12 protein-coding genes are annotated in these 13,108 nt (G+C 71.9%); 6 read left to right on the top strand and 6 right to left on the bottom strand.

The features are described from left to right. The first annotated feature begins 114 nt into the window (after window positions 1–114). Window positions 115–864, top strand: a complete 750-nt coding sequence (locus F0L46_RS00295) for a competence/damage-inducible protein A (protein WP_149815030.1) — start codon at window positions 115–117, stop codon at window positions 862–864. 28 nt (window positions 865–892) lie between these two features. Then, window positions 893–1,402 carry a xanthine phosphoribosyltransferase gene (gpt, locus tag F0L46_RS00300; RefSeq protein WP_149815031.1) on the top strand — a complete coding sequence of 170 codons (510 nt, stop codon included), beginning with the start codon at window positions 893–895 and terminating at the stop codon, window positions 1,400–1,402. A 21-nt stretch (window positions 1,403–1,423) separates the two neighbouring features. On the opposite strand, the gene F0L46_RS00305 is transcribed toward gpt, so the two are convergent. The 3 genes from F0L46_RS00305 to F0L46_RS00315 form a co-directional block, all read right to left on the bottom strand. Continuing rightward, window positions 1,424–1,960: a TIGR00645 family protein gene (locus tag F0L46_RS00305; protein WP_149815032.1), complete on the bottom strand. Its 537-nt coding sequence runs from the start codon at window positions 1,958–1,960 to the stop codon at window positions 1,424–1,426. A gap of 80 nt (window positions 1,961–2,040) precedes the next feature. Then, the gene (gene msrA / locus F0L46_RS00310) at window positions 2,041–2,697 is read right to left on the bottom strand and encodes a peptide-methionine (S)-S-oxide reductase MsrA (RefSeq protein WP_149815033.1); all 657 of its coding nucleotides are present in this window, start codon (window positions 2,695–2,697) and stop codon (window positions 2,041–2,043) included. Window positions 2,698–2,777: 80 nt separating this feature from the next. Then, the gene (locus F0L46_RS00315) at window positions 2,778–3,101 is read right to left on the bottom strand and encodes a hypothetical protein (protein WP_149815034.1); all 324 of its coding nucleotides are present in this window, start codon (window positions 3,099–3,101) and stop codon (window positions 2,778–2,780) included. Window positions 3,102–3,439: 338 nt separating this feature from the next. Between F0L46_RS00315 and F0L46_RS00320 the strand changes: the two genes are divergently transcribed. After that, entirely contained in the window at window positions 3,440–4,474 is a 1,035-nt protein-coding gene (locus F0L46_RS00320) for an aspartate-semialdehyde dehydrogenase (RefSeq protein WP_149815035.1), read from the top strand. A 295-nt stretch (window positions 4,475–4,769) separates the two neighbouring features. Here F0L46_RS00320 and F0L46_RS00325 read toward each other — a convergent pair whose 3' ends face one another. The 3 genes from F0L46_RS00325 to F0L46_RS00335 form a co-directional block, all read right to left on the bottom strand. After that, window positions 4,770–6,194 (bottom strand): M20 family metallopeptidase, encoded by a 1,425-nt coding sequence (locus F0L46_RS00325; protein WP_149815036.1) that lies wholly within the window; start codon window positions 6,192–6,194, stop codon window positions 4,770–4,772. A 76-nt stretch (window positions 6,195–6,270) separates the two neighbouring features. Further along, window positions 6,271–7,008, bottom strand: coding sequence for a histidine utilization transcriptional repressor HutC (gene hutC, locus F0L46_RS00330; protein WP_149815037.1), 738 nt, complete (start codon window positions 7,006–7,008; stop codon window positions 6,271–6,273). Between the two features lie 19 nt (window positions 7,009–7,027). Next, a complete protein-coding gene (locus F0L46_RS00335) occupies window positions 7,028–8,386 on the bottom strand; it encodes a formimidoylglutamate deiminase (protein WP_149815038.1) in 1,359 nt (452 codons plus the stop codon). 63 nt (window positions 8,387–8,449) lie between these two features. Between F0L46_RS00335 and hutI the strand changes: the two genes are divergently transcribed. The 3 genes from hutI (at window position 8,450) to hutU (ending at window position 13,092) form a co-directional block, all read left to right on the top strand. Next, window positions 8,450–9,643 (top strand): imidazolonepropionase, encoded by a 1,194-nt coding sequence (gene hutI, locus F0L46_RS00340; RefSeq protein WP_149815039.1) that lies wholly within the window; start codon window positions 8,450–8,452, stop codon window positions 9,641–9,643. Between the two features lie 20 nt (window positions 9,644–9,663). After that, a complete protein-coding gene (gene hutH / locus F0L46_RS00345; protein ID WP_149815040.1) occupies window positions 9,664–11,202 on the top strand; it encodes a histidine ammonia-lyase in 1,539 nt (512 codons plus the stop codon). Between the two features lie 222 nt (window positions 11,203–11,424). After that, a complete protein-coding gene (gene hutU, locus F0L46_RS00350) occupies window positions 11,425–13,092 on the top strand; it encodes a urocanate hydratase (protein ID WP_149815041.1) in 1,668 nt (555 codons plus the stop codon). Window positions 13,093–13,108: the final 16 nt, after the last annotated feature.

Genomic DNA, 13,108 nt, shown 5'->3' on the forward strand with positions numbered 1-13,108 from the left:
GGGTGTGGTCCGGGACGGGGCGCCCCGCGTATCAGCCACGAGCCCCCGCCACAACGGCCGCCTTGAGCCCCGCCCACCGACGCGCTAAAGCCCACTCCCGCAGGGAACCCATCCATGGCCGAGAAGACCGTCACCGCCGCCATCCTCGTCATCGGCGACGAGATCCTGAGCGGGCGGACCAAGGACAAGAATATCGGCTACATCGCCGAGTATCTCACCGCCATCGGCGTGGACCTGCGCGAGGTGCGGGTCGTGCCCGACGTCGAGGAGGAGATCGTCGGCGCCGTCAACGCGCTGCGGACGCGCTACACCTACCTCTTCACCACCGGCGGCATCGGCCCCACCCACGACGACATCACGGCGGACGCGGTCGCCAAAGCCTTCGGGGTCGCGATCGATCACGACCCCCGCGCGGTGGCGATCCTGCGGGAGCGCTACAGCGCCGAGGAGCTCACCGAGGCGCGGCTGCGCATGGCGCGCATCCCGGCCGGCGCGGACCTCGTCGAGAACCCCGTCTCCAAGGCGCCGGGCTTCCGGATCGGCAACACCTTCGTCATGGCGGGCGTCCCCTCGATCATGCAGGCCATGCTCGACAACATCGCCCCGACCCTCGAGACCGGCGCCCGGATGGTCGTCGAGACCGTCGAGGCGCCGGGGATCCCGGAGGGGATCTATGCCGCCGCCCTGGGCGACGTCGCCAAGGCCCATCCGGGGGTCTCGATCGGCTCCTACCCCTCGTTCACCGCCGGCGGCTTCCGCAACCAGATCGTCGTGCGCTCCAAGGACCCGGCGGCGGTCGCCGCCGCGGCCGAGGCGGTGCGCGGCGCGCTCGAGCGCCTGCGCGGCGACGGCGTCCCGGCCTGATCACACCCCCAGCAACCAAGGTCTCCCCATGGTAGCCCCTCCCCAGCCCAAAGCGTTCCCCGTGTCCTGGGACCAGTTCCACCGCGACGCGCGCGCGCTCGCCTGGCGGCTGTCGGGCGCCGGCCCCTTCGAGGCGATCGTCTGCATCACCCGCGGCGGCCTGGTGCCGGCCGCGATCGTCGCCCGCGAGCTCGGCACGCGGCTCATCGAGACGGTGTGCGTCGCGAGCTACCACGACTACCAGAACCAGGGCTCGATGCAGGTTCTCAAGGAGATCGCCCCCGCGGTGCGCTCGCTCGGCGACGGCCGCGGCAAGGGCGTGCTCGTGATCGACGACCTCACCGACACGGGCAAGACCGCGAAGGTGGTGCGCGAGATGCTCCCCGACGCCCACTTCGCCACGGTCTACGCCAAGCCCGCCGGCCGCCCGATGGTGGACACCTTCGTGACGGAGGTGAGCCAGGACACCTGGATCTACTTCCCCTGGGACATGGGCCTGTCCTACCAGGCGCCGATCACGGACGGGCACAAGGGGTAGGGCCGGGCGGCGGGCGCGCCGCTACGACCCGCCGGCCGCCTTCTTGGCGCCGCCCGCCTTGTGCCCGCCCTCGGCGATCCGGTCGGTCAGCGCCATGAAGATGCCCGAGGCCACGAAGACCACGTGGATGATCACGAGCCACATGAGGTCGCGGTCCGAGAGGTTCGCGACGTTCATGAAGCCCTTGAGCACCTGGATCGCCGAGATGGCGACGATGGAGGACAGGAGCTTCAGCTTGAGGCCGGTGAAATCGATCTTGCCCATCCATTCGGGCCAGTCCGGATGGTCGGCCTCGTCGATGCGCGAGACGAAGTTCTCGTAGCCTGAGAAGATCACGATGATCAGGAGCGAGCCCGTCAGGGTGAGGTCGACGAGGCTCAGCACGCCGAGGATCACCTGCGACTCGGTCGCGCCCGGCAGGTGCGCCATGAGGTGCACGACCTCCGCCATCGCCTTGTAGAGCAGCGCCACGAGGGCGAAGACGAGGCCGACATAGAACGGCGCCAGAAGCCAGCGGCTGGCAAACAGGAATTTCTCGAGCGCGCGTTCGATCCGCATGCGATGCCCCCATCACTGATCGGGTGCATCGCATGCGGGCGGGGCCGCCGCAAGCGACGGCGACGGTTCGAGCGGCGCGGCTACTCGGCCGCGACGCCCACGCCGATGGGGCAGGACACGCCCGTGCCGCCGAGCCCGCAATAGCCGCGCGGGTTCTTGGCGAGGTATTGCTGGTGGTAGTCCTCGGCGAAGTAGAAGGGCGGCGCGTCGAGGATCTCCGTGGTGATCGGCCCGAAGCCCCGCGCCTTGAGGGCGCCCTCGTAGGTCGCCTTGACGGACTCAGCCGCCTCGCGCTGGGCCGGGCTCGTCGCGTAGATGCCGGAACGGTACTGCGTGCCGACGTCGTTGCCCTGGCGCATGCCCTGCGTCGGGTCGTGGCTCTCGAAGAACGCCCTGACCAGCGCCTCGTAGGAGATGCGGGCCGGGTCGTAGACCACGAGCACCACCTCGTTGTGGCCCGTGCGGCCCGAGCAGACCTCCTCGTAGGTCGGATTGGGCGTCGGGCCCGCCGCGTAGCCGACCGCCGTCACCCACACGCCCTCAAGGCGCCAGAACGCGCGCTCGGCGCCCCAGAAGCAGCCGAGCCCGAAGATCGCGGTCTCGTAGCCCTCCGGATAGGGGCCTTTGAGCGGGTTGCCGTTGACGAAATGGCGCTCGGCGGTCGGGATCGGGTCCGGGCGGCCGGGCAGGGCCTCGGCGGCGGCCGGGATCGTCGCGGGCTTGCGGGAGAAGAACATGCGGGGCCTCCTGTGCAGGCCCCTATATGGGGTGCGCCCGCCCGCCCCGCGAGACGGGCCGCGTCACCTTGTCGTGAGCGTCAGCGACGCGCCAGATAGCCGATCGGCTCCACGGGCTTGCGCCCGGCCCACAGCAGGAGGACGCCGAGGCCGAAGGCGAGCAGCGAGGCTGGCAGGGTGAAGAGGTTGAGGAGGATGGGGTTCCACAGGAAGGGGTGGATGTGGCGCGTCACCGCCGGCTCGATGAGCGGGAAGGTCTTCGGGAACGCCGCGAACAGAAGCTCGCCGAGCGGCATGAACATCACGGCGGTGTTGGCGATGGAACGGGTACCATCCACCACGAGGCCGACGAATCCCGCCGCGATCAGGAGAAAACCGACCAGCCGGGCCAGGAAGCGGAACATCGGCGAACCTCAACACGATCCCACGCCGGCTCCGCCGGCACGCTGCGTCCGAGTTAAGGGGCGCCGCGCGCTCACGCAAGGTCAACCTTCGGTCACGGTGAACCGGCGCGCTTGACAGACGGCCCGGGCGGTGTTGTCTCCTAGGGAGGCAGGCTCCGCGACGTGTCGGGGCCGGATGGCGGGTCCTTGGTGCGATGCGCTCCATGACGACGAAAACGAAAACCACCATCACGGCGGCAGCGACCGCCGGCTGAACGTTCGCGCTCGTCCCCGGTCCTCTCCCCAACGGGTCGAGAGGACGCCCATATCACGGGGAGATCGATCCAGGAGCAGGCAAGATGGGTTTCAAGGTCGCCGTCGTGGGTGCAACCGGGAATGTGGGGCGCGAGATGCTCGACATCCTGGCCGAGCGCGCCTTCCCCGCAGACGAGGTCGTGGCCATCGCGTCGCGCCGCAGCCAGGGCACGGAGGTCTCCTTCGGCGACCGGACGCTGAAGGTGAAGGCGCTCGACACCTACGACTTCTCGGACGTGGACATCTGCCTGATGTCGGCGGGCGGCGAGACCTCGAAGGAATGGTCGCCGCGCATCGCGGCGCAGGGCGCCGTCGTGATCGATAACTCGTCCGCGTGGCGTTACGACCCGGACGTGCCCCTGGTGGTGCCCGAGGTCAACGCCGAGGCCGTGCGCGACTTCAAGAAGAAGGGCATCATCGCCAACCCGAACTGCTCCACGGCGCAGCTCGTCGTCGCGTTGAAGCCCCTGCACGACCACGCCAAGATCCTGCGCGTCGTCGTCTCGACCTACCAGTCGGTGTCGGGCGCGGGCAAGGAGGGCATGGACGAGCTCGACCGCCAGACCAAGGCGATCTACTCGCTCCAGGACCTGCAGCAGAACAAGTTCCCCAAGCGCATCGCCTTCAACCTCATTCCCCAGATCGACACCTTCATGGAGGACGGCTTCACGAAGGAGGAGTGGAAGATGATGGTCGAGACGAAGAAGATGCTCGACCCGAAGATCAAGCTCACCGCGACCTGCGTGCGGGTGCCCGTCTTCATCGGCCATTCCGAGTCCGTGAACGTGGAGTTCGAGAACCCCATCACGGCGGACGAGGCCCGCGATATCCTGCGCGCGGCGCCGGGGGTGGTGGTCATCGACAAGCGCGAGCCCGGCGGCTACGTCACCCCGCACGAGGCGGCGGGCGAGGACGCCACCTACGTCTCCCGCATCCGCGAGGACATCACGGTCGAGAACGGCCTCGCCTTCTGGTGCGTATCCGACAACCTGCGCAAGGGCGCGGCCCTCAACGCAATCCAAATCGCCGAGTCGCTCGTGAACCGCAGCCTCATCCAGGCGAAGAAGCGCGCGGCTTGAGGGGCGACACTCCCCTCTCCCAGGGAGAGAGGGGCCGAGGGTGAGGGGGTACCACGCGTGTCCAGCGGTTTGCCCACCCCGGAAATCCTACCCTCACCCTCGTCCTGAGAGGCTGGCTCTTAAATATGGCCTGCCCCCCAACCTCGTCCTGAGGTGCCCTGCGGAGCAGGGCCTCGAAGGGCGCTCCAGGGATCTCCAGACGGCTGTGGGAGCGTGGTGCGTGCTTCGAGGCTCCGCTACGCTCCGCACCTCAGCATGAGGGGGTGCGAGACAGCTGGATCGGCGTGGTACCCCCTCACCCCCTGGCAGTTCGTGCATCCCTCTCCCCCCGGGAGAGGGGAGCCGCGCACTCCCCCAGATCCCAGTACAGCCCCGCCATGATGGCCAGCCCCTCGCGCGCGATCGCGATCGGCAGGTGCTCGTCCGGGGCGTGCTGCTGGCAGGCGGGATAGGAGTGGGGCACCCAGACCGTGGGGAGCCCGAGGGTGTCGGCGAAGACGTCGTTGGGGAGCGAGCCGCCGAGATTGGGCAGGATCGCGGGCGGCGCGCCCGTGGTCCGGGCGATGGAGTCGGCGGCGAAGCGCACCCAGGGGCTGTCGGGGTCGAGGCGGGTCGCGGCGAACACCTCCTCGCCCCGCGTCGGCGCGATCTGGACGCGCGCGAACCCGTGCCGGTCGAGGTGGCGGCGGAGCGCCGGCAGGATCGCGGCCGGATCGACGCCCACCACGAAGCGCAGCTGCCCCCGCGCCCAGGCCCGGGGCGGGATGGCGTTGACGGGGTTCTCCGGGTTGCCGCAGGTGAAGGCCAGGATCTCGAAGGAGGACCAGCCGAAGACCCGCTCGGCGGGGCTCAGGCCCGGCTCGCCCCACCACGGATCGAGGGCGGGCCCGCCGGGCTGGCGCACCACCTCGATGTCGCCGAGCGCCCGGCGCACGGCCGCCGGAATCTCGGAGGGCACCCATTCGGGGATGCGGATCTGGCCCGTGGGCCCCGCGATGGAGGCGAGCGCATGGGCGAGCTCCAGGCCGGGATTGGCGAGAAGCCCGCCGAAATTGCCCGAATGGTGCCCGCCCGTGCGCGCGTCGATCCACAGATCCATGGAATAGGCGCCGCGCGCTCCGAGGAAGATGGTGGGCCGGTCGGCGCCGAGCCGGGGCCCGTCGGACGCGAGCAGCAGGTCCGCCCGCAGCGCGTCGCGGTGGCGCTCGCACAGGGCCTTCAGCCCCGGCGAGCCCATCTCCTCGCCCATCTCGACGAGGAAGCGCAGGTTGAAGCCGAGCCGGCCGCGGGCCTTCAGGACGGCGTCGAGGGCAGCCAGATGGATCGCGTGCTGGCCCTTGTTGTCGGCGACGCCCCGGCCGTACCAGCGCCCGTCCCGCTCCGTCATGCGCCAGGGCGACAGGCCCTCGCTCCAGGATTCCTCCATGCCGCGCACCACGTCGCCATGGCCGTAGGCGAGCGCGGTGACGAGCCCGGGATCCTCGATGCGCTCGGCGACGAGGAAGGGCCCCCGGGCCGAGGGCTCCTCCAGCAGCCGGCAGGTGAAGCCCACGGCCTCGAAGGCGGGGCGCATCTCGCGTTCCAGATAGGCCGCGAGATCGGCCGCCCGGTCCGGGTTCTGGCTTTCGGTCGGCATCGCGACGCGGCGGGCGAGGTCGGCCGCGAAGGCGCCCGAGTCGAGGTGCCGGAGGGCGTGGTCGAGGGCGGCCTGGCGGGTCATTGATGAATGTCCTCTCGCGGCGGGGCCCTGCCTGCGGGCTCCGGCGCCACCATGGCGCCGAATGCCGGCCCCGTCATCACCCGGCGCTCGGCCCGAAGCGGCCGACCAGAACCTGGGCCCCGGCCGGGCTGGTCAGCCGGACATGGGTGATGGCGCGCTCGCCCCGCCAGGTCCGGCGCTCGACCACGAGGCAGGCGGCGCCCCGCGAGAGGCCGAGATGGCGTGCCGCGGCCGCGGGCGCCTCGACCGCGCCGATCCGGTGCTCGGCCTCGGTCCAGGGCACCCGCTCCAGGAGCCAGCGTCCGGGCGTGATGCCCGCGAAAGTCTCGGTGCGGATCGCGGGCGCCATCGCGGGGTCGACGAGGCGCTCCTCCAGCTGCACGGGCACCCCGTCGGCGTGATGGCGCAGGACGAGGCGCAGCACGGCGGTGCCCGGCTCGACCTTGAGGAGGGCGGCCTCCTCGGCGCCCGCCGGCTCTTCGGCGCGCGCCAGGAGATCCGCCCGGTGGACGCCGCCGGCGCGGGCGATCTCGGCGGCGATGTCCCAGATCTCGAACACCGCGCGCTCGGCCGACCGCGCCGCCACCACCGTGCCGGCGCGGCGGCGGCGCTCGACCAGGCCCTCGCCCGCGAGGCTCGCCAGCGCCCGGTTGACGGTCATCCGCGATACGCCGAAGCGCGCCACGAGCTCGTGCTCAGAGGGGATCCGCCGCCCGGGCGCCCAGGCGCCCGACAGGATGGGCCCCGCGATGGCGCGCCGGATCTGCAGATGCAGGGGCCCCTGCCCGTCCAGGACGATGCCGTCGCCGTTCATGGGGCGCGGGTCCGGGGCATCAGATCGCCTCCAGGCGCCGCACCGCCGCGCGATAGCGCCCGGCGAGCCGCTCCCGGTCGCGGTGCCGTCCCTGCGCCACCACGTGGACGCCGTCGCAGATCACGTCCGCGACGCCCGCGTTGTCGGCCGAGAAGATCCAGGCGTCGAGGATTACGTCGCCCGCCGCTGCGGCGAGGGAGGGGTGGTCGGGGTCGAGGACCACGATGTCGGCCCGCGCGCCGGGCGCGATGCGGCCGATGTTCCGGTCGAGCGCCTGGGCGCCCCCGGCGCAGGCGGCCTCGTGGACGCGCCGGCCCGTCGAGACGCCCGGGGCGCCGAGCGTGTTGCGGGAGCGGTGGCGCAGGCGCTGAACGTGCTCCAGGGTGCGCAATTCCTCCGCCGCCGAGACCCGGATGAGCGAGTCGGACCCGATGGCGAAGCGCCCGCCCTGCCCGACATACCCCGTCACGTCGCAGATGCCGTCCCCGAGGCTCGCCTCGGTGAGGGGGCAAAAGCCGATGACGGCGCCGCTGCCCGCCATCGCGGCGATCTCGCCCGCATCCGCGTGGGTGGCGTGGATGAGGCACCAGCGGGGATCGACGGCGGCCGTGTCGAACAGAAGCTCGATCGGGCGCCGGCCGTGCGCGGCAAGGCAGTCGTCCACCTCCTTCACCTGCTCGGCGACGTGGATGTGGACCGGGCCGGCGGGATTCGCGGCCACCGCCGCGCGGAGCTCGTCGAGGGTCACGGCGCGTAAGGAATGGGGCGCGATGCCGATGCGTGCGTCGGGCAGGCCCCGGATCGCGGCGCGGCTGCCCTCCATCAGCCGGGCGAACCGGTCGGGATCGTTGAGGAAGCGCCGCTGGCCCGGCACCGGGGGGGCGCCGCCGAAATTGCCGTGGGCGTAGAGCACGGGCAGCAGGGTGAGGCCGATGCCCGCGATATCGGCCGCGGCCGCGATGCGCTCCGCCGTCTCGGCGAGATTGGCGTAGGGGCTCCCGTCGGGGGCATGGTGGAGATAGTGGAACTCGCCCACCGCCGTGAAGCCCGCCTCCAGCATCTCGGCGAAGGCGTGGGCCGCGATGGCCTCGATGTCGTCGGGGGTCAGGCGGTCGAGGAAGCGGTACATCACCTCGCGCCAGGTCCAGAACGAATCGGGCGCGCTCCCCCGCCGCTCGGCGAGCCCCGCCATCCCGCGCTGGAAGGAATGGCTGTGGACGTTGGGCAGGCCGGGCACCGCAGGCCCCGCGAACCGCGCCGCGTCTCCCGCCGGCACGCCCGCCGTCACCCGGGCGATGACGCCGCCGTCCACCTCCACCAGCACGTCGTCGCGCCAGCCCCCCGCAAGGAGCGCGGTTGCAAAATGCATCTTGCCCAAGGCGCGTTTTCTCCCCTACTCTTTTGTCTAGACAATAACCGGCTCGGGGAGGGGCGCAAGCGGATGAAGGTCGATCGCCTCTGGCGCGATGCGCGGCTCGCCACGATGACGGCTCCCGATCTCGGCATCGAGGAGCGCGGCGCGGTCGCGGCCCGCGACGGCCGCATCGTCTTCGCCGGCCCCGAGGCCGAGCTGCCGGCGGGGATCGTGGCGGAGGAGACGGTCTCCTGCGCAGGCCGCTGGATCACCCCGGGCCTCGTCGACTGCCACACCCATCTCGTCTTCGCCGGAGATCGCTCGGACGAGTTCGAGCGGCGGCTTGCGGGCGAGTCCTATGCCGACATCGCCCGGGGCGGCGGCGGGATCGCGGCGAGCGTGCGGGCGACGCGGGCGGCCTCCGAGGACGACCTCGTGGCCGCCGCCCTCCCCCGCCTCGACGCGCTCCTCGCCGAGGGGGTCACCACGGTCGAGATCAAGTCGGGCTACGGACTCGACACGGGAACGGAGCTGCGCCAGCTCGCGGCCGCGCGCCGGCTCGGGGCGGAGCGCGCCGTCACCATCGCTCCCACCTATCTCGGGGCCCATGCCCTTCCGCCGGGCACCGACCGGGCGGACTACCTGCGCCGCGTCATCGCCGAGATGATCCCCCGGGTCGCGCGCGAGGGGCTTGCCGACGCGGTTGACGCCTTCCACGAGACCATCGCGTTCACGGCCGACGAGACGGCGGCCGTGTTCGAGGCGGCTTCGCGCCACGGCCTGCGGGTGAAGCTCCACGCCGACCAGCTCAACGACAACGACGGCGCGGCGCTCGCCGCCCGCTTCCAGGCCCTCTCGGCCGACCACCTGGAATACACGAACGAGGCGGGCGCCGCCGCGATGGCGCGGGCCGGCACAACGGCCGTGATCCTGCCGGGCGCGTTCTACGTCCTGAAGGAAACCCGCAAGCCGCCGATCGAGGCCTTCCGCCGCCACGGGGTGCCCATGGCGGTGGCGACCGACCTCAACCCGGGCACGTCGCCCATCGCGTCCCTGCGGCTGTGCGCCCACATGGCCTGCACCTTCTTCGGCATGACCGTGCCGGAGGTGCTGCTGGGCATGACACGGCACGCCGCGACCGCCCTCGGGCGCACCGACATCGGCGTCCTGGAGCCCGGCCGCTGGTGTGACCTCGCGATCTGGGAGGTCGCCCGCCCCGCCGAGATCGTCGCCCGCATCGGCCCGGCGCCCCTGCGGGCGCGGGTCTGGAGGGGGGAATGACAGGAGGGGAGGAGAGCCCCATGACCCCGGTCACGATCCGTCCCGGCGCCATGCGGCTCAGCGAGTGGCGCGCGGTCTATTGCGGCGCGCCCGCGGCCCTCGATCCCGCCTGCCGCTCCGCCGTCGAGGCGGGCGCGCAGACCGTCGCGGCGATCGTCGCCCGGGGTGAGCCCGTCTACGGCATCAACACGGGGTTCGGCCGCCTCGCCAACGTGCGCATCGACGCCGCCGACCTGGCGCAGCTCCAGCGCAACCTCGTCCTGTCGCACGCGGCGGGCGTAGGCGAGCCGCTGCCCGATCCCGTGGTGCGCCTCGTCATGGCGCTCAAGATCGCGAATCTGGGCCAGGGCGCCTCAGGCATCCGCTTCGAGACCCTCGCTTTCCTCGGCACGCTCCTGGAGCGGGACCTCATCCCCGTGATCCCGGCGCAGGGCTCCGTCGGCGCCTCGGGCGATCTCGCGCCGCTGGCGCATCTCGCCTGCGCCCTCATCGGCGTGGGGGAGATCGCGGTCGCGGGCGAGCGGCGGCCGGCCGCCGAGGCCCTGGCCGAGGCGGGCCTGCGGCCCCTGGCGCTCGCGCCGAAAGAGGGGCTGGCGCTCCTCAACGGCACCCAGGTCTCCACCGCCCTGGCGCTCGCGGGGCTCTTCGGGGCCGAGGGCGTGCTCCAGGCGGCCCTCGTCACGGGGGCGCTCGCCACCGACGCGGCGCGGGGCTCGGACGGGCCTTTCGACCCGCGCATCCACGCCTTGCGCCGCCACCGCGGCCAGATCGAGACGGCGGACGCCCTGCGTCGGCTCATGCAGGGCAGCGCCATCCGCGCCTCCCACCTCACCGGCGACGAGCGCATCCAGGACCCCTATTGCCTGCGCTGCCAGCCTCAGGTGATGGGCGCCTGCCTCGACCTGCTGCGACAGGCGGGCACGACCCTTGAGACGGAGGGCAATGGCGTCTCCGACAACCCGCTGGTCTTCGTGGCCGAGGGCGAGGTGATCTCCGGCGGCAACTTCCACGCCGAGCCCGTCGCCTTCGCGGCCGACACCATCGCGCTCGCCCTGTGCGAGATCGGCTCGCTTGCCGAGCGCCGCATCAGCCTCCTCACCGATCCCGCGCTCTCGGGGCTGCCCGCCTTCCTGACCCCGAGGCCGGGGCTCAATTCCGGCTTCATGATCCCCCAGGTCACGGCCGCCGCGCTCGTCTCCGAGAACAAGGGGATGGCGCATCCGGCCTCCGTGGACTCGATCCCCACCTCCGCCAACCAGGAGGACCACGTCTCCATGGCGACGCACGGGGCCTACCGCCTGCTGCGCATGGCCCGCAACACGGGCCACGTGATCGCCATCGAGCTCCTCGCGGCGGCGCAAGGCTGCGACTTCCACAGCCCCCTCGCCTCCAGCGAGCCCCTTGAACGCGTGCGGGCCCGCCTGCGCGCCTCCGTCCCCCACCTCACCGACGACCGCCTCATGGCCCCCGACATCGCCCGCGCCATGGCGCTGGTGGCGGGCGGCACGGTGGTGGAGGCGGCGGGGGTGGGGTTGCCGGGGGTGGATCATGCGGGCTGATGCGCGCCAAATTCCTCTCCCCGCGAGCGGGGAGAAGGCTCCGGCTGCGAACCGGCGGCCGGAGCAAGCCCGAAGCGCGAGGGTGAGGGGGCGGCTCAGGAAAGAGCGAACCCGGATAAGCCCCCTCACCCCCGGGCTGCCGCCCTCGCCGCGGCCCCCGATGAAGGGGGCCTCAGCCCTCTCCCCGCCCGCGGGGAGAGGAGACATCTCTGGAGCCCGCCCATGAACCGCCTCGACAACGCCCGCAAGATCCGCAGCCCCCGGGGACCTGAGCGCACGGCGAAGAGCTGGCTCACGGAAGCGGCCCTGCGCATGCTCATGAACAACCTCGACCCGGAGGTGGCCGAGAAGCCCGAAGCCCTCGTCGTCTATGGCGGCATCGGCCGGGCGGCGCGCGACTGGGCGAGCTTCGACCGCATCGTGGCGGCGCTGCGCGCGCTGGAGGCCGACGAGACGCTCCTCGTCCAGTCCGGCAAGCCGGTGGGCGTGTTCCGCACCCATCCGGACGCGCCCCGCGTCCTGATCGCCAACTCGAACCTCGTCCCCGCCTTCGCCACCTGGGAGCACTTCCACAAGCTCGATGCGCAAGGCCTCATGATGTACGGCCAGATGACCGCCGGGTCCTGGATCTATATCGGAACGCAGGGCATCGTGCAGGGCACCTACGAGACCTTCGCCGAGGTCGGGCGCCGGCATTACGGCGGGTCCCTCAAGGGCAAGTGGTTCCTTACGGGGGGCTTAGGCGGCATGGGCGGTGCGCAGCCGCTGGCCGCCACCATGGCGGGCGCCTCCATGCTCGCGGTCGAGTGCCAGCCCTCGCGGATCGAGATGCGGCTGAAGACCCGCTATCTCGACACCAAGGCCAGCACCCTCGACGAGGCGCTGGAGATGATCGAGCGCTCCTGCCGCGAGGGCAAGCCTCTCTCGGTGGGCCTTCTGGGCAACGCCGCCGAGATCTTCCCCGAGCTGGTGCGCCGGGGCGTGCGGCCCGACGCCGTTACGGACCAGACCTCGGCGCACGATCCCCTCAACGGCTACCTGCCGGCGGGCTGGACGCTCGACGAATGGGAGAGCGCCAAGGAGCGCGATCCGGCACGGGTGGTCGAGTCCGCCAAGCTCTCCATGCGGGCCCAGGTCGAGGCGATGCTCGCCTTCTGGCGCATGGGCGTGCCCACCCTCGATTACGGCAACAACATCCGCCAGATGGCCCTGGAGATGGGCTGCGCCGACGCCTTCAGCTTCCCGGGCTTCGTCCCGGCCTATATCCGCCCGCTCTTCTGCCGCGGCATCGGGCCGTTCCGCTGGTGCGCGCTCTCGGGCGACCCGGAGGACATCTACCGCACGGACCAGCGGGTGAAGGAGCTCATCCCCGACGATCCCCACCTCCACAACTGGCTCGACATGGCGCGCGAGCGCATCAGCTTCCAGGGCCTCCCGGCGCGCATCTGCTGGGTGGGGTTGGGCCAGCGCCACCGCCTCGGCCTCGCCTTCAACGAGATGGTGGCCCGGGGCGAGGTGAAGGCGCCCATCGTGATCGGCCGCGACCACCTCGATTCAGGGTCGGTCGCCTCGCCCAACCGCGAGACCGAGGCCATGCGGGACGGCTCCGACGCGGTCTCCGACTGGCCGCTCCTCAACGCGCTCCTCAACACCGCGTCGGGCGCCACCTGGGTGTCGCTGCATCACGGCGGCGGGGTGGGCATGGGCTGGTCGCAGCATGCCGGCATGGTCATCGTCGCCGACGGCACCGAGGACGCCGCGCGGCGCCTGGAGCGGGTGCTGTGGAACGACCCCGGCACGGGCGTGATGCGCCATGCGGACGCCGGCTACGAGGAGGCGGTGGCCTGCGCGCGGGAGCAGGGGCTCAACCTGCCGAGCTTGGACGGCTGACGCCTTCGGCCTCCCC

The organism is Salinarimonas soli (assembly GCF_008386575.1).
In the GTDB taxonomy this organism is placed as follows: Bacteria; Pseudomonadota; Alphaproteobacteria; order Rhizobiales; family Beijerinckiaceae; genus Salinarimonas_A; species Salinarimonas_A soli.